The sequence below is a fragment of the Embleya scabrispora genome (assembly GCF_002024165.1).
Classification (GTDB): Bacteria; Actinomycetota; Actinomycetes; order Streptomycetales; family Streptomycetaceae; genus Embleya; species Embleya scabrispora_A.
Genome location: NZ_MWQN01000001.1, coordinates 1,561,732 through 1,586,269 on the forward strand (window position 1 = coordinate 1,561,732; position 24,538 = coordinate 1,586,269).

Sequence of the window (24,538 nt, forward strand, 5' to 3'; positions counted from 1 at the left end):
GAGGAATTCGGCGATGACGACGGGTGCGACCGAGGCGTTTCGCGCTGCGCGCGACTTCCTGCTCGAACACCGCGAGGACCAGCCCACCGCGTGCCGGGACTTCCCGCGCCCCGAACCCACCGAATTCAACTGGGCGCTCGACTGGTTCGACGCGATCGCCCGCGACAACGACGCCACCGCGCTGTGGATCGTGGCCGAGGACGGCACCGACACCAAGGTCTCCTTCGCCGAGTTGTCCCGGCGTTCCGACCGGGTCGCCGGCTGGTTGCGGGCGCGGGGGGTGCGGCGCGGCGACCGGATCCTGCTCGTGCTCGGCAACCGGGTCGAGTTGTGGGAGGCGATGCTGGCCGCGATGAAGCTCGGCGCGGTGATCATCCCGGCCACCACGATGCTGGCGCCGGCCGACCTGACCGACCGGGTCATCCGGGGCGGCGTCGCGCACGTGATCGCCGAGTCGGCGGTGACGGCGGGCTTCGCCGAGGTGCCGGGCAAGTGGACCCGGATCGTGGTGGGCGAGCCGACCGAGGGCTGGCTGTCGTTCGACGACGCGCGGGAGTGCGACGACCCGTTCGCGCCCGACGGGCCGACCGCCGCGAGCGATCCGCTGCTGCTCTACTTCACCTCCGGCACCACCGCGCAGCCCAAGCTGGTCGGGCACACCCAGGCCAGCTACCCGATCGGGCACCTGTCCACCATGTACTGGATCGGCCTGCGGCCCGGCGACGTGCACCTGAACATCTCCTCGCCCGGCTGGGCCAAGCACGCGTGGAGCAACTTCTTCGCCCCCTGGAACGCCGGTGCCACGATCCTGATCGTGCGTCAGGAGCGGTTCGCCGCCCGCCCGTTGCTGGACACCATGGTGCGCTGCGAGGCCACCTCGTTCTGTGCGCCGCCGACCGTGTGGCGCATGCTGGTCCAGGAGGACCTGGGCGCGTGGCGCACCTCGCTGCGCGAGGTGATCGGCGCGGGCGAGCCGCTGAACCCCGAGGTGATCGAACAGGTGCGGGCTGCCTGGGGGTTGACCATCCGCGACGGCTTCGGGCAGACCGAGACCACCGCGCAGATCGGCAACGCGCCCGGGCAGGAGGTGCGTCCGGGGTCGATGGGCCGTCCGCTGCCCGGATACACGGTGGCGCTGGTCGACCCGATCTCCGGCGAGGTGGTCACCGGCACCGACGCCGAGGGCGAGATCTGCCTCGAACTGGCCGCGCGCCCGCTGGGTCTGATGGCGGGCTACCTCGACGACCCGCGGCGCACCGCCGAGTCGATGCGCGACGGTTACTACCACACGGGCGACGTCGGCACCCGCGACGCGGACGGCTACATCACCTACGTGGGCCGCTCCGACGACGTGTTCAAGGCGTCCGACTACCGGATCTCGCCGTTCGAGTTGGAGAGTGTGCTGATCGAGCACGACGCGGTGGCCGAGGCCGCCGTGGTGCCCTCGCCCGATCCGGTCCGGCTCGCGGTGCCCAAGGCGTACGTGGTGCTCGCCCCGGGGCACGAGCCCACCCGGGAGACGGCGTTGTCGATCCTGCGGCACGCGCGCGCGGTGCTCTCGCCGTACAAGCGGGTGCGTCGGATCGAGTTCGCGGACTTGCCCAAGACCATCTCCGGCAAGATCCGTCGGGTCGAACTGCGGGGTCGCGAGCGCGAGTTGCACGAGGAGGATCTGGCCTCGCGCGGCACCTCGGAATGGTTCGAGGAGGACTTCCCAGAGCTCAAGGGCAGCTGAACCCCCCGGGGGGGCGTACGAACAACCGGGATCGCGCGGGGGCCGAGTCGAGGCCGGCCCCCGCGCGGCGGCTCAGATCTTGTCGGCGATGATCTTCGCGATCGCGATGTGCTGCGCGCGCGGCAGATTCTTCGCGGCGGGTGCCAGGCTGACGTGCATGTCGACGATCACGTCGCCGTGCGTCTTGGCGAAGTAGACCTCGGGGACACCGGGCGCCGGGTAGTTGCCGCCACCCGGCACGTACAGCGTGGGGAACGCGCCGAGGTCGGTGATCGGCTTGCCGTACTTCGACACCTCGTTCTTGGCCACCACGCTCTCCGGCGTGTCGGCGCCCTTGCTGCTGCGGAGGAAGTACTGCAGCGTCACCAGGCCGGAGTCGTCGGGCCCGTAGTAGCGGCAGGTGCGCAGCGTGTCGTCGTTCTTGGTACGGGTGACCTCGGTGTTCAGCACGCCCTTGAGTTCGGCGGGCGTGAGCAGGTTGCAAAACGCCTTCGGGTCGAGGTCGCCCGTGCCACCGGGCTTGGTGGTGCCGGGCGCCGTCGCCGGCGCGGTGCCCTTGCCCCCGCCGGGCGCGGTCGCGGGCGCGCCGGTCGCGCCGCCGGTCGAACCGCCACCACCACCGCTCGGCTGCGGCGCGGTCGTGGCCGGATCCTTCTTCTTCTTGTCGTCGTCGCCCTTGACCTTGTCGGCCAGGCCGCAGCCGCTCGAAAGAGCGATGACGGACGCGGCGACGAGCAGTCCCGAAAGGGCAGGCTTACGCAGGTACAACTGGTTCTCCATCCCCGTGTGGCGACCCGGCGCCTTCCTCCACCCCCGTGGACGCGTGACGGGACGTCACGTCGGCGCCGCTCGCTCGATGTTGCCGGTGCGTGTGTCGGCAGGGTGAGGCTAATGCAGGAAATGGTCCGCCGCTGAAGTGCCGTGGGAGCGATACCGTGCCTGATGTGACGATTACCGCAGGTGACTTCGATCGGCTCCAGCGGGCGGCCGCGCTCGCTTGGGGCGGTGCCCGCACGGCACTGGGGGTGGTCGCGCTGCTCGACCCGCCCCGGGTGGCCCGCCCCTGGATCGGCGACGACGCGGACCGCGTCGGAGCGCTGGTGTTCGCCCGCGCACTGGGCGGCCGCGACCTGGCGCTCGGCGTCGGCACCATGGTCGCGGCGGCACGCGGCGAACCGGTCCGCCTATGGGCCCTGACCGCCGCGGCCGCCGACCTCGGCGACGTCCTGATCACCGCAAAACACGCCAGGGCCCTCCCCCGAGGCCACCGCACCTTCATCGCCACCCTGGCCGCCGGCTCGGCCCTGTTCGGCGCGGCTCTGGCAATCACGGAACGCCAAAAACCCTGAAACAACACCCCCGCCCGAAGCACCCCCACGCCAGGCGCGAGGCACCGCACGCCAGGCGCGAGGCACCCCCCGTGGCGCGTCAGCGCCCACGACAAGGGCCACCCACGCGATCGACGCGCGAAGCGCGGAGAGCGGCGGAGCCGCAAACCTTGGGCTGGGCGACCCGGAGCGAAGCGCAGGGGCGCCCAGCCCCGAGCGAGGGGCCACTTTTCTGCGGAGGAGCGAAGCGGGGGAGCAGAAAAGTGGCCCCTCGCGAGCCGGCGCGAAGCGCCCAACAAAAAGCCGCCGCCGCCGACATGCCCCCGCCCCGCCCGCTTCCCGGCCGGGCCCTCCCGACCGACCCCCTCACCAGCCGGCACAAGGCACCCAACAAACACCCCCGCCCCGATCGCCAGGCGACCGGGGCGGAGCTCATACCCTCACACCATCACACCGAAATCACACGATCACGCCGAAACAGCCGGCGCCCCCGCCGCCGCGACCTCCAGAGCCAATCGCCGCTTATTCCAATAGGCGACCACCTCCAGCAGCAGCCCCGCGGCAATCGCCAGACCCACCGCGGTCCACGGCATCCGCGTACCGACCAGCTTGAGTTCGAAGAACCGCTGCAACCACGGCACCGTCAGCACCACGGCGAATCCGGCACCCATCACCAGAACCAGCGCTATCCGCCACCAGGTATACGGCCGCGCGATGATCGCCAGCACCCACAAGCCGACCAGGAACAGCGTCAGCGTCGCGATCGAGGTCTCCGCCGTACGCGTGGCATCCGTCGCCCCGTAGTGCGAGCGGGCCAGCAGATATGCGGTGAACGTCGCGGTGCCCGCGATCACGCCGGAGGGTCCGGAGTAGCGCAACACCCGCTTGACGAAGCCCGCCCGGGCCCGCTCCTTGTTCGGCGCCAGCGCCAGGAAGAACGCCGGCGTGCCGATCGTGAACCAGGCGAGCAGCGTCAGGTGCCGCGGCAGGAACGGGTACGGCACGTTGGCGATGACCACCAGGATGGCCAGCAGTACCGAGTAGGCGGTCTTGGTCAGGAACAGGTTCGAGACCCGCTCGATGTTCCCGATCACCCGCCGGCCCTCGCCGACCACCGACGGCAGCGTGGCGAAGCTGTTGTCCAGGAGCACGATCTGCGCGACGCCCTTGGTGGCCTCGCTGCCCGAGCCCATCGACACGCCGATGTCGGCGTCCTTGAGCGCGAGCACGTCGTTGACGCCGTCGCCGGTCATCGCCACGTTGTGGCCGCGCGACTGGAGCGCGGCGACCATGTCCCGCTTCTGCTGCGGGGTGACCCGCCCGAAGACCGTGTTGGCCTCCAGCACGTCGGCCAGCTCGTTCTGGTCGGTGGGCAGCGTCCGGGCGTCCACCGGGTGGTCGGCGCCCTTGATGCCGAGCTTGGCGGCCACCGCGCCGACCGAGATCGCGTTGTCCCCGGAGATGACCTTGGCGGCCACGCCCTGGTCGGCGAAGTAGTCCAGCGTCGCGCCGGCGTCGTGCCGCAACCGCTGCTCCAGCACGACCAGCGCCGCGGGCGTCACGTCGGCCCCGTCGGGGCCGCCGACCAGCGCGTCGACCGTGTCCGCGAGCGAGGCGTCGGTACGCACGAGCAGCAGGACCCGCAGGCCCTGCGCGCCGAGCCGCTCGGCCTCGCCCAGCAGGTCGCCGTGCGCCTGCGTGGTCACCAGCACCTCGGGGGCGCCGATCAGCCACGTGGCACGGGCACCGGCCACCTCGAAGGTCGCCCCGCTGTACTTGCGCGCGGAGGAGAACGGCACGCTCTCCACCGAGGCCCAGCCCTGCTCGGCCGGGCACTCGTCGATGATCGCGGCCAGGCTCGCGTTCGGCCGGGGCTCGGTGGTGCCGAGCGCGCCGAGCGCGGGGCGCACCGGCAGGCCCTCGGCCAGCTCGCGGACCTCGGCGACGTTCATCCCGCCCTCGGTCAGCGTGCCGGTCTTGTCCAGGCACACCACGTCCACCCGGGCCAGGCCCTCGATCGCGGGCAACTCCTGGACCAGGCACTGCTTGCGGCCCAGGCGCACCACGCCGACCGCGAAGGCCAGCGAGGTGAGCAGCACCAGGCCCTCGGGCACCATCGGCACGATGCCCGCGATCATCCGGGTCACCGCCTCGCGCCAGGTGGTGTCCTCCAGCCGGTACTGGCTGATGATCAGCGCGATCGAGGCCGGGAAGAGGATCCAGGTGACGTACTTGAGGATCGTGCTGATCCCGTTGCGCAGCTCGGACGCCACCAGCGTGAACTTGCTGGCCTCCTCCATCAGCTGCGCGGCGTACGCCTCGCGACCCACCCGGGTCGCGGTGAACGCGCCGTTGCCGGCCACCACGAAGCTGCCGGACATCACCGGGTCGCCGGGGCGCTTGATCACCGGGTCGGCCTCGCCGGTGAGCAGCGACTCGTCGATCTCGAGGTTGTCGGCCTCGACCACGACGCCGTCCACGGCGGCCTTGTCGCCCGCGCCCAGCTCGATCACGTCGTCGAGCACGAGGTCGGACGGGGACAGCGCGATGGCCCGTCCGTCGCGGCGCACCACCGGCTTGGACTCGCCGATCACCGCGAGGCGGTCCAGGGTGCGCTTGGCGCGCATCTCCTGGATGATGCCGATCCCGGTGTTGGCGATGATCACGAAGCCGAACAAGCCGTCCTTGACCGACCCGACGGACAGGATGATCAGCCAGAGCACGCCGATGACGGCGTTGAACCGGGTGAAGACGTTCGCCTTGACGATCTCGGTGGTGGATCGGCTCGACCGCACGGGGACGTCGTTGACGTCGCCCCGCGCGACCCGTTCCGCGACGTCCGCGGTGGTCAGTCCGACGCCGAGGCGTACGTTCGGTTCGCTTTCTTTCCCGTCGGGTCTGTCGACCGGCGGGATGGCTGTCGTCTCTCCGGGCCCGGCGCCCGGCAACGGCTGAGTCATGGGTCTACCGTAAGTGGCCGGGGGGATCCCGGTTGGCGGTGGGCCGACCGTTGTGGTCCGCCCACCGCCGGAGCGCCCTATTCGACGACCGTGACCGGTCCCAGGTCGAGGGCTTCCAGGGGTTCGCGGATCTTGTCCGCGTCGCCCACGAGCACCGCCACCAGGCGCGCGGGATCGAACCCGCCCGACGCCGCCTCGGCGGCGTCCTTGGTGGCCACGTCCGCCAGCTTCAGGTAGAGCTCGGGCAGGTAGCCGTCGGGCAGCCGCTCGGCGGCCATGTCGGCGAGCGAGTCGCACACCGCGCGCGGCGTCACGTACTTCAGCGGCGCGACGCCCACGATGCTCTGCACGGCCGCGTCCCGCTCGCCGTCGGTCAGGCCCTCGGCGGCGAGTGTGCGCAGCACGGTGACCAGGTCGGCGACGGCCGGTCCGGTGACGTCGGTCTCCACCGAGCCGTGGATGGCCAGCAGCGAGCCGTTCGGCAGCGACTGGTTCGCCGCCCGCACGCCGTAGGTGTAGCCCTTCTCCTCGCGCAGCACCCGGTCCAGGCGCGAGGTGAGGGTGCCGCCGAGGCAGTAGGTGCCGATGGTCAGCGCCGGCCACGAGGCGTCCTCGCGGCCCGGGCCGATCCGGCCGACCAGCAGTTGCGTCTGCACGCTGCCCGGGCGGTGCACGATCACCACGCGCGCGTGGTCGTCGGCGACCACCGGTCCCGGCCGCGAGGGCTCGGCGGCCGACGCGCTCCAGGTGCCGATGGTGCGCTCCAGCACGCCGGTGACATCGACGCCGGCGAAGTCGCCGACCACCACGAGGGTGGCGGTCTGCGGGCGCACGTGCGCGGTGAAGAAGTCCCACACCGCCGCCCGGTCCACCCGCGCGACGCTCTGTGCGGTGCCCGCGCGCGGCCGGGACAGCCGCACCGCGTCGTCGAACAGCGTCGCGTTCAGCGCGAACGCCGCGCGCCGGGGCGGGCTGGCCATCTCGTGCACGATCTCGTCCAGCCGCTGGCGCACCAGACGGTCCACCTCGGCGGCCGGGAAGGCCGGCGCCCGGACCGCGTCCGCGAGCAGCCCCAGGGCCCGCTCCAGGCGCGAGGCCGGCACGTCGAGCGCGACCCGCACACCCGGGTGGTCGGCGTCGGTGTCGATCGTCGCGCCGCAGCTCTCCAGTTCGGCGGCGAACTCCTCCGCGCCCATCCGGTCCGTGCCCTCGGTGAACGCGCGCGCCATGATCGTGGCGACGCCCTCGCACTCGGTCGGCTCGGCGGCCAGCGGCGAGTCGAGCACCAGCTCGACCGCCACCACCTTCTGCCCGGGCCGGTCCACGCGCAACACCGCGAGGCCGTTGCCGAGCACCGAGCGCTCGGGCGCGGGGAAGGTCCACTCGCGGGCCGCTCCCGCGCCGGGGCGCGGGTGGAACACCATCTCGCCGGTCTGGGTCACGCGACCTGCTCCTCGTTCTCGTCCGCGTCGTCGGTCGGTTCGTACACGAGCACCGCCCGGTTGTCCGGCACCAGGCGCTCGGCGGCCACCGCCCGCACCTCCTCGGCCGTGATGTCCAACAGCCGATCCAGCGCGGTGAACGCCAGGTTCGCGTCACCGAACAGCGTCGCGTAGCGGCACAGTTCGTCGGCCCGGCCGCCGACGGTGGCCATCGTGTCCAGATAGGCGCGCTCCAACTGGGCCTGCGCGCGCTCGAGTTCGGCCGGGGTGGGACCCTCCTGGGCGAACCGGGTGAACTCCTCGGCCAACGCCGTGTCGATCGCCGCCACCGCGCCCGAGCCGGACGCCTTCACGTCGAGCATGGCCACCGAAGCGGTCCCGGACAGCCGCATCAGGCCGACCCCGGCGTACACCGCGAGTTCGTCGTGCCGCACCAGGCGGGTGTTCAGCCGCGAACTCTCCCCCTCGCCCAGCACGGTCAGCGCGATGTCGGCCGCGTCGGCGCCCCGGGTGCCGTCGGCCGGCATCCGGTAGGCGGCCATCAGCGCGGGCGAGGGCACCTCCTCGTGCACCGTCTCGCGCAACTCCTCGCCGATCACCGGCGCCAGCGCGCCGTCGGCCGGCACCGGCTTGCCGTCGTGCGCGGGGATCGTGCCGAAGTACTTCTCCACCCAGGCCAGCGTCTGCTCCGGGTCCACGTCGCCCACGATCGCCAGGACCGCGTTGTTCGGCGCGTAGTAGGTCCGGAAGAAGGCCCGGCAGTCCTCCAGGGAGGTGGCGTCCAGGTCGGCCATCGAGCCGATCGGCATGTGGTGGTACGGGTGGCCCTCCGGGAAGGCCATCGCCACGAGCCGCTCCCACGCGGTGCCGTAGGGCACGTTGTCGTAGCGCTGCCGGCGCTCGTTCTTGACCACGTCGCGCTGGTTGTCCAGGCTCTCCTCGGTCAGCGCCCGCAGCAGCCCGCCCATGCGGTCCGCCTCCAGCCACAGCGCGAGTTCCACCTGGTGCGCGGGCATCGTCTCGAAGTAGTTCGTGCGCTCGAAGCTGGTGGTGCCGTTGAGCGAACCACCCGCGGACTGCACGAACTCGAAGTGCTCGTTGCCGTGCACGTTGGCCGAACCCTGGAACATCAGGTGCTCGAAGAGGTGCGCGAGCCCGGTCCGCCCGGGCTTTTCGTGCCGTGAACCCACGTCGTACCAGAGGCAGACGGCGGCCACGGGGTCGACGTGGTCCTCCGAGAGCACCACGCGGAGCCCGTTGCCGAGGGTGTGCGTGGTCGCGGTGAACCCCAACGATGCAGTCGCCGGTCCTGCCATAAGCCCATCCGTCCTCTCCTGGAGGGTGACCGCCGCGACGGCGGCCACCCTCACCCTAACGACGCGCGGGACCGGTTCGACTCCCGCGCGCGGGGCTGTTCGCGACCAGCGAAGCGGGGCGCGCGGAGCTACTGCTGGTAGCCCTCGACCTGGCGCGCGGGACGCACCGCGGCGGTCTCCGGGTCCGCGCCGGCGTCGCGCAACGCCTGACGCTGCCTCAGCAGATCCCAGCACCGGTCCAGTTCGGCCTCCACCTCGGCGAGCCGCCCGTGTTCCTCGTCGGTGGTGAGCGCGCCTTGCGCAAGTCGGTCGCGCAGGGCACGCTCCTGCTCGACCATGTCGGTGATGCGGTCGCGGATCTGCTTGTCGTCCATCGGGCGGAACCCTTCTTCCTCCTGCTCGAACGGCGGCCGGGAACTGCGGCACAACCGTGGGCCAAAGGGCTGTCCTTCCCCCCTCGCACGGCCCTCAAGCACGCTGTCACCCGGGTCGATGCACTCACTTGTCGCACCGGCGCGCCACAATGGGCACGCCGTGCGGGCCGTCCCCGGCCGCGCCGCCCTCGGGCGGACACGGGAGACACGGCCCGGCGCCGGCCCGAAGAAGCAAAGGAGCAACGCCGCGCATGGCCCGCCGTAGTACGAAAACCTCCGGTCCGCAGCCACCCGACGACTTCGAGGAACGCATCCTCGACATCGACGTCGTCGACGAGATGCAGGGCTCCTTCCTGGAGTACGCCTACTCGGTGATCTACTCGCGGGCACTGCCGGACGCCCGCGACGGGCTCAAGCCCGTACATCGCCGCATCCTGTACCAGGCCGCCGAGATGGGCCTTCGCCCCGACAGGGGCTACGTCAAGTGCGCCCGCGTCGTGGGCGAGGTGATGGGCAAGCTGCACCCGCACGGTGACGGCCCCATCTACGACACCCTGGTGCGCATGGCGCAGCCGTTCTCGATGCGCCTGCCGCTGATCGACGGCCACGGGAACTTCGGCTCCCTCGGCGGCGACGACCCGCCCGCCGCGATGCGCTACACCGAGTCCCGGCTGTCCGCGGCCGCGATGTTGATGGTCGACTCGATCGACGAGGACGTCGTCGACTTCGGCCCCAACTACGACGGCCAGGAGCAGGAACCGGGCGTGCTGCCCGCCGCGTTCCCGAACCTGCTCGTCAACGGCGCGTCCGGGATCGCGGTCGGCATGGCGACCAACATGCCGCCGCACAACCTGGTCGAGGTGGTCGCCGCCGCCCGGCACCTGATCCGCCACCCCACCGCCGACCTCGACGACCTGATGCGCCACGTGCCCGGCCCCGACCTGCCCACCGGCGGTCGGATCGTCGGCCTGGGCGGTGTCCGCGACGCCTACGAGAAGGGCCGCGGCACGTTCAGGATCCGGGCGACCGCCACGGTCGAGTCGGTCACCGCGCGCCGCAAGGGCATCGTGGTCACCGAACTGCCGTACAACGTCGGCCCGGAGCGGGTGATCGCCAAGATCAAGGAGCTGGTGCAGTCCAAGAAGGTCCAGGGCATCGCCGACCTGAAGGACCTCACCGACCGCTCGCACGGGCTGCGCCTGGTCATCGAGATCAAGAACGGCTTCAACCCCGAGGCGATCCTCCAGCAGCTCTACAAGCTGACGCCGATGGAGGAGACGTTCGGCATCAACAACGTCGCCCTGGTCGACGGCCAGCCGCTCACCCTCGGTCTGAAGGAACTGCTCCAGGTCTACGTGGACCACCGCTTCGAGGTGGTCCGCCGGCGCAGCGAGTTCCGCCGCCGCAAGCGCCAGGAGCGCCTGCACCTGGTCGACGGCCTGCTGGTCGCGCTGATCGACATCGACCGTGTGATCGAGCTGATCCGCTCCAGCGACAACTCCGCCCAGGCGAAGGAACGCCTGATGGAGACCTTCTCGCTGTCCGACATCCAGGCGTCCTACATCCTGGACACCCCGCTGCGCCGGCTCACCCGGTTCGACCGGATCGAACTGGAGGCCGAGCAGGAGCGGCTGCGCGCCGAGATCGCCGAGCTGACCAAGATCCTGGACGACGACAAGCTGCTGCGGAAGGTCGTCTCCGACGAGTTGGCCGCGGTGTCCAAGAAGTACGGCACGCCGCGCCGCACGGTCCTGCTCGAATCGGCCGACGTCCCCGCCGCGGCGGTTCCGCTGCAGGTCACCGACGCTCCGTGCACGGTCCTGCTGTCCTCGACCGGCCTGCTGGCCCGTACCTCCACCGGCGGCCCGCTGCCGCCCGAGGGGGGCCGGGCCAAACACGACCTGGTGGTCTCCTCGGTCGCGGCAACGGTGCGCGGCGAGGTCGGCGCGGTCACCAGTACCGGCCGGCTGCTGCGGATCAACGTGGTCGACCTGCCCGCGCTCCCGGAGACCGCGACCGCGCCGAACCTGGCCGGCGGCGCCCCGCTGTCCGAGTTCGTCTCGCTGGAGTCCGACGAACGTGTGGTGTGCCTGACCACGCTCTCCGCCGACTCCCCCGGGCTCGCGCTCGGCACCGCGCAGGGGGTGGTCAAGCGGGTCGTGCCGGACTATCCGGCCAACAAGGACGACCTAGAGGTGATCGCGCTGCGCGACGGCGACTCGATCGTGGGCGCGGTCGAGTTGCGCACCGGTGAGGAGGACCTGGTCTTCATCACCGACGACGCGCAACTGTTGCGCTTCCAGGCGTCCATGGTCCGGCCCCAGGGCCGCCCGGCCGGCGGCATGGCCGGCATCAAGCTCGGCGACCGGCAGTCCGTGCTCTCGTTCACCGCGGTCGACCCGGGCGCCGACGCGGTGGTGGTCACCGTGGCCGCGTACAGCGGCGACGCGCTGTTCGGCGCGGAACACGGCACCTGCAAGGTCACCCCGTTCGCCGAGTATCCGCGCAAGGGTCGGGCCACCGGCGGCGTGCGCTGTCAGCGCTTCCTCAAGGGCGAGACCACGCTGCGTCTGGCCTGGGCGGGCCCGGCGCCGGCACGCGGCTCCGACGCCAAGGGGCAGCCGGTCGAGCTGCCCGCCCCCGACCCCCGTCGGGACGGCTCGGGCACTCCGCTGGCCAAGCACGTCGAGGTGGTCGGCGGCCCGCCCGGCACGGTCTGACCGAGGAGCCCGCCGCACGGGCGGGCTCCCACGAAACGGGCCCCCGCGGCGTCCCTCGCCGCGGGGGCCTCTCCCGTCCCGGAGCGTCCCGGCCACGGCCGGGACGCCCGCTCAGCGCGCCGCGAACCGCTCCAGGAGTTCGATCGAGCGCGTGTACTTCTCGCGCAGTCGCACCTGCGTCGCCGGATCGAGTTGGCCCAGACGGGCCTCGGACCGGTTGTCCGCGATGTCCGCCCGCTTGACCACCAGCGCGATCGGGTCCGCCGCCGCGCGGGCCATGCTGCGCTCCAGCGGCTCGCCCGGCAGCTTGGACAGCGCGATCACCGCGACCACGACCTGCTCCGGCACCCCGGCGGCGCGCAGGTCGTCCGCACCCACCGGCGTGTCCTCGATCACATCGTGCAGGACCGCCGCCATCCGCGTGTAGGTCCCCTCGACGTGCTGCATCACCCGAAGCGGGTGCGTGATGTACGGGTGACCACCCTTGTCCAATTGACCGTCGTGCGCGGCCCTGGCGAGCGCCACCGCGTCGTCCAACGTGAAGCCGGCTATCGCCGCGCTTCCGTCGGTCCGTCCCTGGGGCATGGCCGCCTCCCATCGTTACCGTGTGCAACAACCGTACCGGGATCACCCGATCGTGGCGCCCGGGGCGGGGTCGATCCGGTGGTCGCACCGCTGCGGCTGTACCGTGCACGGTCGTGGAAACCTGCGTCTTTGCCTCGCACGAACTGGCCGAGCCGATGGCCGGCACCGCTCCCACCACGCGCGGATGGTTGCTGATCGAACATCCCGGGCCGTGGGCGGCGAAGGCGCTGGTGGACAGCCGGGGCCTGGCCGACGGCGTGGGTCGCGAACTGGAGGCGCGCGCGGCACGGGCGGGCTTTCGCGCGACGCTGATCCGCAGGCCCGACGAGGCGGGCGCGCGAGCCGAGGCGGAGCCGGTCGAGCCCGACGCGCCGCGCACGGTCTTTTTGGCCTGGACCGAGCCGGGCGCGACCTGGCTGCGCCGACTGTGCGTGAGCGACGTCGCCGAACTGCTCGCCCACGACCTCGCCGCGCTCGCCGGACCGGTCGAGCCCTCGGTGGGCGAAGCGGTCGCCGAGCCGCTGATGCTGGTGTGCACGAACGGCAAGCGCGACCGCTGCTGCGCGGTCGAGGGCCGCCCGCTCGCCGCCGCCCTCGCCGCGAGGTTCCCCGAGGCCACCTGGGAGGCCACCCACCTGGGCGGGCACCGTTTCGCCCCGACGGCCGTGGTGCTGCCCCAGGGCTACCTGTACGGCCGCCTGGACCCCCTCGCGGCCGGCGCCGTGCTCACCGCCGCTCGCCGGGGCGAGATCGCGCCGGAGCACTGCCGGGGCCGGGCCACCTGGTCCCGGGCCGGCCAGGCGGCCGAACTCGCGGTCCGGGAGGAGTGCGGCGAGCGCCGGGCCGACGCCCTGTCGGTGCACGACGAGCGGGCCGAGGACGACGGCGGGTGGACCGTGCTCGTCCACCACGTCGACGGGCGCCGCTGGACCGTGGTGGTGAACCCGCGCGAGGAGGCCCCGGCCCGGCCGGAGAGCTGCGGCAAGGGCGGCGCCCTCCCGACCAGCATGCGGGCCAGGGTGGCGGCGACCTCGCGTCAGTAGGCGCCCGCCCCGGTCAGCGAACGCACCTCCATCTCGGCGTACTTCGCCGCGTCCGCCTCCTCGTCCGAGCGCAACGTGCCGATCCAGCCGCACAGGAAGCCGATCGGGATGGACACGATCCCCGGGTTCTCCAGCGGGAACCAGTGGAAGTCGACGCCGGTCACCAGCGGCGTCTTGCCCCCGGAGACCACCGGCGAGAACAGCACCAGCACCAGGGCCGAGCCGAGCCCGCCGTAGATCGCCCAGACCGTGCCGTTGGTGTTGAACCGCCGCCAGAACAGCGTGTAGAGCAACGTGGGCAGATTCGCCGAGGCGGCCACCGCGAAGGCGAGCGCGACCAGGAAGGCGACGTTGAGCTTTTGCGCGGACAGGCTCAGCCCGATCGCGATCCCGCCGATCACGATCGCGGACAGCCGTGCCGCCCGCAGTTCGCTCTTCTCGTCGGTCTCCTCCTTGCGGATCACGTTCGTGTACAGGTCGTGCGCGAACGACGCCGAGGAGGCCAGGGTCAGCCCGGCCACCACCGCCAGGATGGTCGCGAACGCCACCGCCGCGATCACCGCGAGCAGCACCACGCCGCCGAACGTGTCCGGCCCGCCGCCCAGTTCCTCCGCGAGCAGCGGCAGCGCGGTGTTGCCCGCCGCGTTCGACTTGCGGATCCGGTCCGAGCCGAGCACCGCCGCCGCACCGAACCCGAGCACGATCGTGAGCAGGTAGAACGTGCCGATCAGTGCGATCGCCCACATCACCGAGTGCCGCGCGGCCCGCGCGGTGGGCACGGTGTAGAACCGCACCAGGATGTGCGGCAGCCCCGCGGTGCCGAGCACCAGGGCGATGGCCAGGCTGATGAAGTCCAGCCGGCTGGTCAGGTTCTTCCCGTACTTCAGGCCCGGTTCGAGGAACTGCTGCCCGTGGCCGCTGGTGCGCGCGGCGGTGTGCAGCAACTCGTCGAGGTCGAAGTGGAAACGCCACAGGACCAGCAGGGTCATCAGGATCGCGCCGCCGAGCAGCAACACCGCCTTGACGATCTGGATCCAGGTCGTGCCCTTCATCCCGCCGAAGGTCACGTAGACCACCATCAGCGCGCCGACCCCGACGATCGTCCAGGTCTGCGCCGAGCCGCCGCTGTCGCCGAGCAGCAGCGCCACCAGCGTGCCCGCGCCGACCATCTGGGCGATCAGGTAGAAGATCGAGACCACGATCGTCGCGGCGCCGGCGGCGGTGCGCACCGGCTTGCGGCTCATCCGGAACGCCACCACGTCGGCCATGGTGAACCGGCCGCAGTTGCGCACGAGTTCGGCCACGAGCATGAGCACGACCAGCCACGCGACCAGGAAGCCGATCGAGTACAGGAAGCCGTCGTAGCCGAACAGCGCGATCAGCCCGGCGATGCCCAGGAAGGAGGCCGCCGACATGTAGTCGCCCGCGATCGCGAGCCCGTTCTGCGCGCCGGAGAACTCCCGTCCGCCGGCGTAGAAGTCGTTGGTCGTGCGGTTGTTGCGGCTGGCCCACACGGTGATGCCGAGGGTGATCAGCACGAAGACCACGAACAGCAGTCCGGTCAGGCCGCGATGGCCGGCGGCGGCCGCCAGGTGCGGGCCGGTCATCGGAACATCTCCTGGGTCTCCCAGCGCAGGTTCAGCGCCGCGCGGTCGCGCTTGGCCCGGGCGTTGCGCGCGTACGCCCACGTGATCAGGAAGGTGCTCGCGAACTGGAGCAGCCCGAACGCCAGCGCGACATTGCACGCGCCCAGGAGGCGGTGCGCCATGAAGTGCCGCGCGAACGTGGACGCGAACACGTAGAGCAGGTACCAGGCGAGGAAGGCCAGCGACATCGGGAAGACGAAGTCGCGGTGGCGGCGCCGAATCTCCTGGAACTCGGGGCTCGCCTGCACGCGCAGGTAGATCTCCGCCCGCGGATCCGGCTCCGGGTCGCCGAACGGCACACCCAGGCTGGGTGTGGGTCGGTACGAACTGGTCGTCACCGTAGCTCTCCTCGTCGATCGCCGAACCGCGCGATGCCTCCCGGTCCGAGCGCCGACACAGGCGTTCGATGGGACTGGTGTTCAGCATGGTCAGCGGGCGCGGGCCGCACGGCCAGGTTCTGCGCGATTCACCTGTACGGATGAATCACCGGCACGGCCGCACCCCTGGCTCCGCCATGCGTCGTGGAATCGTCTGGCCAACGAGGGGGCGAGGCTTCCCGATACGGGAGACCGGCCGGTCACACGCCAATGAGTGACATTCGTCCTTCTATCGCAGATATACGGACCGTTTGGCCCTGATGTCCCGATCGAAAAAAGCCGGGCCCGGCGGGACGTATCCCACCGGGCCCGGCGTGTGCGCGTCGCGGGAGCGGGACCGGGATCCCCGGCCCGCGGCCCTCGATCAGGCGTCGATGCGCGACCGGTCGAGCAGCGACGCGGAGTTGGTGATGAACTCCTTGCGCGGCGCGACCTCGTTGCCCATCAGCAGGTCGAACACCCGCTCCGCCGCCTCCAGATCGCCGAGGTTGATGCGGCGCAGGGTGCGGTGTCGGGGGTCGACCGTGGTCTCCGCGAGTTGATCGGCGTCCATCTCGCCCAGGCCCTTGTAGCGCTGGACCGGGTCCTTCCAGACCACGCCCTTGCGCTGGAACTCCAGCAGGGTGCGCTTCAGTTCGGCGTCGGAGTAGGTGTAGACGTACTTGTCCTGGCCCTTCTTCGGCCGGGACAACTCGATCCGGTGCAGCGGCGGGACCGCGGCGAACACCCGGCCGGCCTCGACCATCGGGCGCATGTAGCGCTGGAAGAGGGTCAGCAGCAGGCAGCGGATGTGCGAGCCGTCGACGTCGGCGTCGGCCATGAAGATGATCTTGCCGTAGCGGGCCTGGTCGATGTCGAAGGTGCGCCCCGAGCCCGCTCCTATCACCTGGATGATCGCGGCGCACTCGGCGTTCTTGAGCATGTCCGACACCGACGCCTTCTGCACGTTCAGGATCTTGCCCCGAATCGGCAGCAGCGCCTGGAACTCCGAGTTGCGGGCGAGCTTGGCGGTGCCGAGCGCGGAGTCGCCCTCGACGATGAACAACTCGCTGCGGTCCACGTCGTCACTGCGGCAGTCGGCCAGCTTGGCGGGCAGCGCCGAGGTCTCCAGGGCCGTCTTGCGACGCTGGGCCTCCTTGTGCTGCCGCGCGGCGATCCGGGTGCGGGCCGCCGAGACGACCTTCTCCAGGACGGCGCGCGCCTGCGCCTTGTGGTCGCGCCCGGTGGAGGTCAGGAACGCCTTGAGTTCCTTGGACACCACGTTCTGCACGATCCGCGCGGCGGCCGAGGTGCCCAGCACCTCCTTGGTCTGCCCCTCGAACTGCGGCTCGGCCAACCGGACGGTGACCACGGCGGTCAGCCCCTCGGTGGCGTCGTCCTTGGTGATGTCGTCCTCGGCCACGCGCAGCAGCTTGGCCGAGCGCAGCGCGTCGTTGACCGTGCGCCGCAGCGCCTGGTCGAATCCGGCGACATGGGTGCCGCCCTTGGGGGTGGCGATGATGTTCACGAACGAGCGGAGCGTCGAGTCGTAGCCGGTGCCCCAGCGCAGCGCCACATCGACGCCCAGCTCGCGCTGGACCTCGGTGGGCACCATGTGCCCCTGCTCGTCGAGCACGGGCACGGTTTCCTTGAACGTGCCGGAGCCGGTGAAGCGCAACACGTCGCAGAGCGCGCGGTCGGGGGCGAGGTATTCGCAGAACTCGCTGATCCCACCGGAGTAGTGAAAGACCTGTTCGTCTACTTCGCCCTGATTCGCCCCATTGCGCTCGTCGCGAACAACGAGGGTCAGTCCGGGCACCAGGAACGCGGTCTGGCGGGCGCGCGCGTGGAGCAGTTCGAGGTCGAGCGCGGCGTCCTTGAGGAAGATCTGCCGGTCCGCCCAGTAGCGGGTCCGGGTACCGCTGCGGGTCTTGGGGATCTTCTTGATCCGGCGCAGTCCGTTACCACTGCTGAACGGAGCGTCGGCGCCGAGGTCGGCGAACTCGCCGGGCACGCCGCGGCGGAACGAGATGGCGTGCGTGTGCCCGCCCCGGTCCACCTCGATGTCGAGTCGGGCGGACAGGGCGTTGACCACCGAGGCGCCGACGCCGTGCAGGCCGCCGGACGCGGCGTAGGAACCGCCGCCGAACTTGCCGCCGGCGTGCAGCTTGGTCATGACGACCTCGACACCGGACAGGCCGGTCTTGGGCTCCACGTCGACGGGAATACCGCGACCGTTGTCCCGAACCTCCACCGAGCCGTCCGCGTGCAGGAGCACCTCGATCCGGTCGCCGAAGCCCCCGAGGGCCTCGTCGACCGAGTTGTCGATGATCTCCCACAGACAGTGCATCAGGCCCCGGCTGTCGGTGGAGCCGATGTACATGCCGGGGCGCTTGCGGACCGCGTCCAGACCCTCGAGGACGAGGAGGTGCCGTGCGGTGTAGTTCGAGTGGTCGGGCTCGCCCGCCAGGAGCGCGGTGGACTGCGCGGTCGTCTGGGCGGTCACGCGGTGCAACTCCTCGCATGTAGTCGAGTAGTCGGATCGCCGCGTACGCGTCGATCCGTACGGCGCGTTCGCGATGTGTCGAACCCACGGAAGTGGGGCCGATGATCACCCTCGTAGCGCCGGAGAGCAAGGCTACCGGGGCCGGAAGACAGCCCGGCCACGGCTCGCCGCCGCATACTAGCCGGCATCCGAACACATCTTCGACCACCCGATCGGGTGGCCGGCATGAACCGTACGCACACAGGGCACGTCCTATGCACAAGGAACGAGTTGCAAAAGGGGTGTGCCGAGAAGCTGTTGAACATGACACGATCACCCCGGGAACGTTCGAGGCTGATTTGATGTTGGACATCGATGAAGGCTTCGTCGAGTAGAGAAGAGGCGACGTGAATTCGGTTCTGACACCCGCCAGTCCGTTGACGGCCGCCGACCGTTGTGATCGGTGCGGCGCCCAGGCATACCTTCGGGTTGTCCTTTCCAGCGGCGGCGAACTGCTGTTCTGTGCGCACCACGCCCGCAAGTTCGAGCCGGAACTTCGGAAGGTGGCCGTGGAGATACAGGACGAGACCGACCGCCTCACGGCGGTCCCCGTTACCGCACCGGACGACGACAACTGACCAAACAGCCGACCCTCTGAGATCCCGACGAGCAGACATCGCGCCGATGGCGGCCACCGAGGTGGCCGCCATCGGCGTCTGTCCCGCGCAACCCGCCCGCTTCAGGGAGGGTCGTCGAGGTCCGAAACGTGCGTGATATCCCTCACAATCCGGCGGCATCCCGGATGTCCCGGGCGAACGCGGCGACCCGGGTGTACACGCCCGGCTTGCCCGCCAGCGCGCACCCGTCGCCCCAGGACACGATCCCGGCGACCCGTCCGCCGATCAGCAGCGGTCCGCCGCTGTCCGCGCTGCACGCGTCCTTGCCGCCCCGCTTCTCCCCCGCGCACACCATCGACGCGGCGTCGTAGGTGCCGTAGATCCCGCCCGGATAGGCGGTGCTGCACGCGGCGTCGGACACCAGCGGCACGGTGACCTGACGCAGCGTCGGGGAGTAGTCGCCCCGTCCCGTGGTGTCACCCCAGCCGACCACCGTCGAGGGGGTGTCGGCGGCGTACACGTCCTCGTCCGCGCCGACCAGCGACGCGCTGCCGGTGCTCAGCGGCTCGTCGAGGGTCAACACCGCCCAGTCGCCGGAAATCCAGGTGGCGTCGAAACCCGGGTTCACGTACACCGAGCCGACCGCGACCTCGCGGCCCGTGGTGGTGCGTAGATCCGTCCGGCCCTGGATCACCTTGAGATCCGGGCGATCGTCGCGTTTTCCGTTCTGATCGAACATGCAGTGCGCGGCGGTCAGCACCTTCGTGGGTGCGATCAGCGTGCCGCCGCAGAACTGCCCCGATCGCGCGGAGCCGTACTCGGCACGACTGGAGAGGGCCACCGCCCACGGATAGGTCGCGGTGTCGGCGGGCGACCCGCCGACCACGCCGCGCGGGGGCCCGGCGGGCGCGGAGGGCGCGGCCCCCGTCAGGACCGCCGCAACCACGATCGCGGCCAACGCGGCCGTCGATCCTCGGATGTACCGCCGGAAACTGCTGCGTTCGTTCCGCTCGGGCGCTCGCACCATCATGGGGAACCTCTCGCCGGCTACCGTCAGGTAGTGTCCGGTGCCCAGGCGTGACGATCCGGAATCCTTCGCCCCGGCGAACGGGTGACTGAGCCGCGCCCGCGCACACGAAGGCCCCGGATGGTGTATCCGGGGCCGTGCGGACGGATCGATCGTGGCGGTGGGATCAGTCGAGGTAGTCGCGCAGCACCTGGGAGCGCGAGGGGTGGCGCAGCTTGGACATCGTCTTCGACTCGATCTGCCGGATGCGCTCGCGCGTCACGCCGTAGACCTTGCCGATCTCGTCGAGCGTCTTGGGCTGACCGTCGGTGAGCCCGAAGCGCATCGACACCACACCCGCCTCGCGCTCGGAGAGCGTGTCGAGCACCGAGTGCAGTTGCTCCTGGAGCAGCGTGAAGCTGACCGCGTCGGCGGGCACGACCGCCTCGGAGTCCTCGATCAGATCGCCGAACTCGCTGTCCCCGTCCTCGCCGAGGGGGGTGTGCAGCGAGATCGGCTCGCGACCGTACTTCTGGACCTCGACGACCTTCTCCGGCGTCATGTCGAGTTCCTTGGCCAGTTCCTCCGGGGTGGGCTCGCGGCCCAGGTCCTGGAGCATCTGGCGCTGCACGCGGGCGAGCTTGTTGATCACCTCGACCATGTGGACCGGGATGCGGATGGTCCGCGCCTGGTCGGCCATGGCCCGGGTGATCGCCTGCCGGATCCACCACGTGGCGTAGGTGGAGAACTTGTAGCCCTTGGTGTAGTCGAACTTCTCCACCGCGCGGATCAGACCCAGGTTGCCCTCCTGGATCAGGTCCAGGAAGAGCATGCCGCGGCCGGTGTAGCGCTTGGCCAGCGAGACCACCAGGCGGAGGTTGGCCTCCAGGAGGTGGTTCTTCGCCCGCCGGCCGTCCTCGGCGATGATCTCCAGCTCCATCCGGAGCTTGGGTTGCACCTTCTCGCCGGAGCCCAGCTTGTCCTCGGCGAACAGGCCCGCCTCGATCCGCTTGGCGAGGTTGACCTCCTGCTCGGCGTTGAGCAGCGGGACCTTGCCGATCTGCTTGAGGTAGTCCTTGACCGGGTCGGCGGTGGCGCCCGCGGCGGCGACCTGCTGGGCCGGCGCGTCGTCCTCGTCGTCGGAGAGGATGAAGCCCTTGTTCTCCGGCTCGTCGGGCGCCGCGTCCTCGACGACGACGTCGGGCTCGTCGGGCAACTCCTCGGCGTCCGGCTCGGCTTCGTCGGCCTTGCCGGCCGTCTTCTTGGCGGCGACCTTCTTCGGCGCGGCCTTCTTGGCACCGGCGGCGGTCTTCTTCGCGGCGGCCTTGCGCGGCGCGGCGGCAGGTGCCGAGGCGGCCTCGGCGATCGGGGTGGCGTTCTCGTCGGGTGTCGTGGCGTTCGCAGGCGGCTCCGCGGTGATGCCCGGCGCGGGGGCGGCCGGCACGGGGGCGACCGCGGCGCGGTTGGTGACGACGGTCTTGGTCGCGGTGCGCTTGGCCGCGCTCTTCGCCGCCACGCTCTTGCGACTGCGCTTGGGTGCCGCCGAGTCCGCGGCACTGACCATGATGGTCACCCCCTCCTGGTCGAGGACCTGGTTGAGGCTGCGCAGGACGTTCTTCCACTGGGTGGCCGGAATCTGGTCGGCCTCGAACGCCTGGCGCACCTCGTCGCTGGCGATGTACCCCTGGGCCTCACCCCGCTCGATCAACGACTTCACGTTGACGAATTCGGCGATCTCGGGCGGGAGCGAACGGGATGTGCTGGCCGACACAAACAACCTCTCGACGATCTGGACGGCGTCACGGCCTGGTGAACAGGCAGGCGCCGCCAAGCGAACGACACTCGGGCGGACAGCGCGTGGTTCCGGCAAACCGGTTGCACTCGAGTCAGCGCTTCGGCTTGTTTTGCTATTCCCGAACGGCTGCCACCTTCGTACTCATCGGGCCAGGCGAAGAAGTGTTACGCGCCCCTTCAGTGGCGCAGCTCACACGATTCCCCCTTGCGGTGCGCGCCACACCCTGTGTGAGGGATGTATGCGCGATCCGCCTCAATCGTCGCCGGTGATCCGCACCCCCAGGATGGTCACGTCGTCGTCGCGGCCCCGGTCGCCGATGAGTCCGTCGAGGATGGCCGTCAACAGCGGCTCCAGGCCCTCGTTGGCCCCCCGGGCCATCTCGACGAGGTCGTCCAGCCCCTCGTCGATGCCGCGACCGCGCGTTTCCACCAGCCCGTCGGAGAAGCCGATCAGAATGTCGCCGGGATCGAGGCGCACGGTGTGCTGGGTGCGGTGTTCGGCCACCCCCAGGGGCGTGGACTCCTCGCCGATCTCGACCAGTCGGGACTTGCCGTCGGCCGAGACGACCACCACCGGCAGGTGCCCCGCGTCGGCGAGGTCGAGCAGACCGGTGGTGGGGTCGACCACCGCGTAGACGAGCGTGGTCAGCGACTCGTCGTCCTCGGTGGCGGTGAACAGCCGGTCCAGGCCGGTGAGTACGGCGGCGGGTTCGGGATCGGTGAAGGCGAGCGCGCGCAGCGCCGAGCGCACCCGGCCCATGCCCGCCGCCGCGGTCAGCCCCTTGCCGATCACGTCGCCGACCACGATCGCCACCCGCCCGTCGGGCAGTTGGAACACGTCGTACCAGTCGCCGCCCACCTCGAAGTCGGGCGCGCCCGGCAGGTAGCGGAAGCCGAACTCGACCCCGGGCACCGCGGGTAACCGATCCGGCAGCAGGCTGCGCTGCAGGGCGACCGCGGTGCGGTGTTCGCGCTCGTACAGCCGGGACCGCTCGACCGCGAGGGCGCACTGTCCCGCGAACGCCTCCAGGAAGATCCGGTCGTCCGCCCCGAACGCCCGTCCGTCGTCGAAGGTGTAGCGCAGTACGCCCAGCGGCGCGCCGGAGCCGACCAGCGGCAGGACCGCCCGGGAGGCGCCGGGGCCGTCGGCGCAGGTGTACTGCGCCACGCCGTCGGTGACCGCCGCCACCAGGTCCGCCGGCCAGTGCGCGGGCATGCCCCGGCGGCGGCCGACGGTGCGCTGCGCGGGCACGTTCGGCCACGGATACACCGGTGTGGTCTCGTCCAGGAGGTACGCCTCCGAGCACACGGCGGCGATGCCGGCGCCGAGTTCGCCGACCGCGACCTCGACCTCGGGCACGCTCAGGGTGCCGGCGATCCGCGCCGTCATCGCCTGGAGCCCGGCGGTGCGCCACTGCCCGGCGCGCAACAATTCCGCGCAGCGACGCTGCTCGGTGACGTCGCGTACCACCAGCAGCACGCCGACCGCCGGGCCGTCCCGGTCGGCGGGATCGGGAACGGGCAACCACTGTGCCTCGTAGACCCGTTCGTGCCCGTCCGCGGGATCCGGCCGGGCCCGGTCGCCGGAGTCCGCGGAATCCGGGGCGTCCGCGGCGCCGTCGGGGCCGGTCGCGTGCGGCTCGACGTGGGGTTCACCGTCGGCAAGCACCCGGGACAACACCGCCTCGATCCGCCGACCCCGCGCGTCCGGGGAAACCTCGCCGGGACGCCTGCCGAGCAGATCGGCGGCGGCGCGCCGGTGCATCCCGGCGAGCGCGCCGCTGACCCGCCGACAGCGCAACTGCCGGTCGTAGAAAGCGAATGCGATGGATCCGTGGGTGCTCAAGGTGTCGAGCAACGCCGCGTCGATGTCCGCGGGCCGCGCGCTTCCGCCCTTGTCGTCGTTCATTGCCTCACAACCCCACCTGTTGGCGATTACGGGCCGGCGAGTCGGATCGAGTCGGATATCGAGAGTACGCACGCGAACCGCCTCACCGGGAGGATTGCCCCGAACTCTCCGTGTCTCGCGCGGCCCGTGGCGCGCCGCCTCGCGAACTGCCGCGCCGCAGCCGACGGTTCGCGACTCGTCGTCGACGCCCCGGCGGGCCGCCGGGGGCAGGATCGGACCGGAGCGCGGGGCATACGCGCGCCCCTCCGTCGACCCGGGCGGTGGGTCGGCGAAGGGGCGGTGCGCGGTATCCGGGACGCGGTGGCGCGGGTCATCCCTCGCGGGGGGCGGGAAACTGGCGGTCCACCTCGGGGTGTACCGCGAGCAGCGACCGCATGGCGGTCTCGGCACTCTCCCCGTCGCCGGCGGCGACCGCGTCGACCAGACGCGCGTGCAGCGCGACCGACGCCTCCGACAGGTGTTCGCATCCGGCGACATGCCCGCCCGACACCTGGAGGGCGGCGGCCAGGATGCTCGCGAGGTGGTCGAGCATACGGTTGCCGGCGACCTGGAGCAGCAGGCCGTGGAACTCGGCGTCGGCGCGGCTGAAGGTCAGCGGATCGGGCTGGGCCACCGCCCGCTGCATGATCTCCACCACGTCGCCGAGCCGACGGACGATCTCCGGGTGGTTGCGACACGCGGCCATGTGTGCGGCCAGCGGCTCGATCCCCCAGCGCAGTTCGAACAGTTCGCGACGCTGCGAATCACGCTGCGGGCCGCACGCGCGCCACTCGATCACATCGGGGTCGAGCAGGTTCCAGTCGCTCACCGGGCGCACCCGGGTGCCGACGTTGGGCCGGGCGCTGACCAGGCCCTTGGCCTCCAGGACCCGGAGCGATTCGCGCACCACGGTCCGGGAGACCTCGAAGCGCTGGCCGATCTCCTCGGGCACCAGCGGGCGTTCGGCGCCCACCTCGCCCGCGACGATCATCTGGCCGAGCTGCTGGACGAGTTGGCCGTGCAGTCCCCGCCCCCGGCCGACGCCGGGTTTGCGGACGGCGCGGGCCGGTTCGAGGTCGGGTCCGTCCCACACGTACGGCCGGCGGGACATCGGGTCGGTGCCGGCGGCGCCCGGCTCGCCGGCGCGGAACGCGTCGGCCGGGCCGCTCGCCGGGGCGTGGGTCATTGTCTGATGGGCAGCGATACTCACGCTCTCCATCTCGGCCTCGAACGGGTCGGGCTT

At 71.2% G+C, this 24,538-nt stretch carries 18 protein-coding genes; 5 read left to right on the plus strand and 13 right to left on the minus strand.

Annotation, left to right across the window (positions count from 1 at the left end; translation table 11 throughout):
• Positions 1-13 precede the first annotated feature (13 nt).
• Positions 14-1,735 (plus strand): AMP-binding protein, encoded by a 1,722-nt coding sequence (locus B4N89_RS06845; protein WP_078974964.1) that lies wholly within the window; start codon positions 14-16, stop codon positions 1,733-1,735.
• A 72-nt stretch (positions 1,736-1,807) separates the two neighbouring features.
• Here the strand turns inward: B4N89_RS06845 and B4N89_RS06850 are convergent, their stop codons facing one another.
• On the minus strand, positions 1,808-2,515 hold the full coding sequence (locus B4N89_RS06850) for a hypothetical protein (protein ID WP_078974965.1): 708 nt from the start codon (positions 2,513-2,515) through the stop codon (positions 1,808-1,810).
• Positions 2,516-2,679: 164 nt separating this feature from the next.
• Here B4N89_RS06850 and B4N89_RS06855 point away from each other — a divergent pair, with 164 nt between their 5' ends.
• The gene (locus B4N89_RS06855; RefSeq protein ID WP_143657879.1) at positions 2,680-3,084 is read left to right on the plus strand and encodes a hypothetical protein; all 405 of its coding nucleotides are present in this window, start codon (positions 2,680-2,682) and stop codon (positions 3,082-3,084) included.
• A 446-nt stretch (positions 3,085-3,530) separates the two neighbouring features.
• Here the strand turns inward: B4N89_RS06855 and B4N89_RS06860 are convergent, their stop codons facing one another.
• The 4 genes from B4N89_RS06860 to B4N89_RS06875 all read right to left on the minus strand — a co-directional run bounded on the left by B4N89_RS06860 (position 3,531) and on the right by B4N89_RS06875 (position 9,155).
• Entirely contained in the window at positions 3,531-6,023 is a 2,493-nt protein-coding gene (locus B4N89_RS06860) for an HAD-IC family P-type ATPase (protein WP_235618496.1), read from the minus strand.
• 77 nt (positions 6,024-6,100) lie between these two features.
• The gene (locus B4N89_RS06865) at positions 6,101-7,465 is read right to left on the minus strand and encodes a M16 family metallopeptidase (protein WP_078974967.1); all 1,365 of its coding nucleotides are present in this window, start codon (positions 7,463-7,465) and stop codon (positions 6,101-6,103) included.
• Positions 7,462-8,781, minus strand: a complete 1,320-nt coding sequence (locus tag B4N89_RS06870; protein WP_078974968.1) for a M16 family metallopeptidase — start codon at positions 8,779-8,781, stop codon at positions 7,462-7,464. The genes B4N89_RS06865 and B4N89_RS06870 overlap by 4 nt, the downstream gene beginning before the upstream one ends.
• Before the next feature lie 128 nt (positions 8,782-8,909).
• Complete coding sequence (locus B4N89_RS06875) at positions 8,910-9,155, minus strand: DUF2630 family protein (protein WP_078974969.1); 246 nt, start codon at positions 9,153-9,155, stop codon at positions 8,910-8,912.
• A 251-nt stretch (positions 9,156-9,406) separates the two neighbouring features.
• On the opposite strand from B4N89_RS06875, the gene B4N89_RS06880 reads away from it, so the two are divergent.
• A complete protein-coding gene (locus B4N89_RS06880; RefSeq protein WP_078974970.1) occupies positions 9,407-11,875 on the plus strand; it encodes a DNA gyrase/topoisomerase IV subunit A in 2,469 nt (822 codons plus the stop codon).
• Positions 11,876-11,986: 111 nt separating this feature from the next.
• Here the strand turns inward: B4N89_RS06880 and B4N89_RS06885 are convergent, their stop codons facing one another.
• Positions 11,987-12,460 (minus strand): HD domain-containing protein, encoded by a 474-nt coding sequence (locus B4N89_RS06885; protein WP_078974971.1) that lies wholly within the window; start codon positions 12,458-12,460, stop codon positions 11,987-11,989.
• 113 nt (positions 12,461-12,573) lie between these two features.
• Between B4N89_RS06885 and B4N89_RS06890 the strand changes: the two genes are divergently transcribed.
• Positions 12,574-13,503, plus strand: coding sequence for a sucrase ferredoxin (locus B4N89_RS06890; RefSeq protein WP_078974972.1), 930 nt, complete (start codon positions 12,574-12,576; stop codon positions 13,501-13,503).
• Here B4N89_RS06890 and B4N89_RS06895 read toward each other — a convergent pair.
• The 3 genes from B4N89_RS06895 to B4N89_RS06905 all read right to left on the minus strand — a co-directional run bounded on the left by B4N89_RS06895 (position 13,497) and on the right by B4N89_RS06905 (position 18,011).
• The gene (locus B4N89_RS06895) at positions 13,497-15,110 is read right to left on the minus strand and encodes a solute symporter family protein (protein ID WP_078974973.1); all 1,614 of its coding nucleotides are present in this window, start codon (positions 15,108-15,110) and stop codon (positions 13,497-13,499) included. The two genes, B4N89_RS06890 and B4N89_RS06895, sit on opposite strands and share 7 nt — an antisense overlap.
• Positions 15,107-15,487: a DUF485 domain-containing protein gene (locus tag B4N89_RS06900; protein WP_235618497.1), complete on the minus strand. Its 381-nt coding sequence runs from the start codon at positions 15,485-15,487 to the stop codon at positions 15,107-15,109. Before B4N89_RS06900 ends, B4N89_RS06895 begins: the two co-directional genes overlap by 4 nt.
• A 403-nt stretch (positions 15,488-15,890) precedes the next feature.
• Positions 15,891-18,011 carry a DNA gyrase/topoisomerase IV subunit B gene (locus B4N89_RS06905; protein ID WP_078974975.1) on the minus strand — a complete coding sequence of 707 codons (2,121 nt, stop codon included), beginning with the start codon at positions 18,009-18,011 and terminating at the stop codon, positions 15,891-15,893.
• Between the two features lie 386 nt (positions 18,012-18,397).
• On the opposite strand from B4N89_RS06905, the gene B4N89_RS06910 reads away from it, so the two are divergent.
• On the plus strand, positions 18,398-18,628 hold the full coding sequence (locus B4N89_RS06910; protein WP_020555816.1) for a DUF7455 domain-containing protein: 231 nt from the start codon (positions 18,398-18,400) through the stop codon (positions 18,626-18,628).
• A 142-nt stretch (positions 18,629-18,770) separates the two neighbouring features.
• On the opposite strand, the gene B4N89_RS06915 is transcribed toward B4N89_RS06910, so the two are convergent.
• The 4 genes from B4N89_RS06915 to B4N89_RS06930 form a co-directional block, all read right to left on the minus strand.
• Complete coding sequence (locus tag B4N89_RS06915; RefSeq protein WP_235618498.1) at positions 18,771-19,637, minus strand: S1 family peptidase; 867 nt, start codon at positions 19,635-19,637, stop codon at positions 18,771-18,773.
• 163 nt (positions 19,638-19,800) lie between these two features.
• Entirely contained in the window at positions 19,801-21,390 is a 1,590-nt protein-coding gene (locus tag B4N89_RS06920) for an RNA polymerase sigma factor (RefSeq protein ID WP_201260800.1), read from the minus strand.
• Positions 21,391-21,660: 270 nt separating this feature from the next.
• Positions 21,661-23,316, minus strand: a complete 1,656-nt coding sequence (locus tag B4N89_RS06925; protein WP_078974977.1) for a SpoIIE family protein phosphatase — start codon at positions 23,314-23,316, stop codon at positions 21,661-21,663.
• 310 nt (positions 23,317-23,626) lie between these two features.
• Positions 23,627-24,481: a FadR/GntR family transcriptional regulator gene (locus B4N89_RS06930; protein ID WP_235618499.1), complete on the minus strand. Its 855-nt coding sequence runs from the start codon at positions 24,479-24,481 to the stop codon at positions 23,627-23,629.
• Between the last annotated feature and the right edge of the window lie 57 nt (positions 24,482-24,538).

Bases quoted from the DNA above. Each gene is read 5' to 3' on its own strand.
- B4N89_RS06845 (WP_078974964.1), top strand. From the start codon at position 14: ATGACGACGGGTGCGACCGAGGCGTTTCGCGCTGCGCGCGACTTCCTG.
- B4N89_RS06850 (WP_078974965.1), bottom strand. From the start codon at position 2,515: ATGGAGAACCAGTTGTACCTGCGTAAGCCTGCCCTTTCGGGACTGCTC.
- B4N89_RS06860 (WP_235618496.1), bottom strand. From the start codon at position 6,023: ATGACTCAGCCGTTGCCGGGCGCCGGGCCCGGAGAGACGACAGCCATC.
- B4N89_RS06870 (WP_078974968.1), bottom strand. From the start codon at position 8,781: ATGGCAGGACCGGCGACTGCATCGTTGGGGTTCACCGCGACCACGCAC.
- B4N89_RS06875 (WP_078974969.1), bottom strand. From the start codon at position 9,155: ATGGACGACAAGCAGATCCGCGACCGCATCACCGACATGGTCGAGCAG.
- B4N89_RS06880 (WP_078974970.1), top strand. From the start codon at position 9,407: ATGGCCCGCCGTAGTACGAAAACCTCCGGTCCGCAGCCACCCGACGAC.
- B4N89_RS06885 (WP_078974971.1), bottom strand. From the start codon at position 12,460: ATGCCCCAGGGACGGACCGACGGAAGCGCGGCGATAGCCGGCTTCACG.
- B4N89_RS06895 (WP_078974973.1), bottom strand. From the start codon at position 15,110: ATGACCGGCCCGCACCTGGCGGCCGCCGCCGGCCATCGCGGCCTGACC.
- B4N89_RS06915 (WP_235618498.1), bottom strand. From the start codon at position 19,637: ATGATGGTGCGAGCGCCCGAGCGGAACGAACGCAGCAGTTTCCGGCGG.
- B4N89_RS06925 (WP_078974977.1), bottom strand. From the start codon at position 23,316: ATGAACGACGACAAGGGCGGAAGCGCGCGGCCCGCGGACATCGACGCG.
- B4N89_RS06930 (WP_235618499.1), bottom strand. From the start codon at position 24,481: ATGACCCACGCCCCGGCGAGCGGCCCGGCCGACGCGTTCCGCGCCGGC.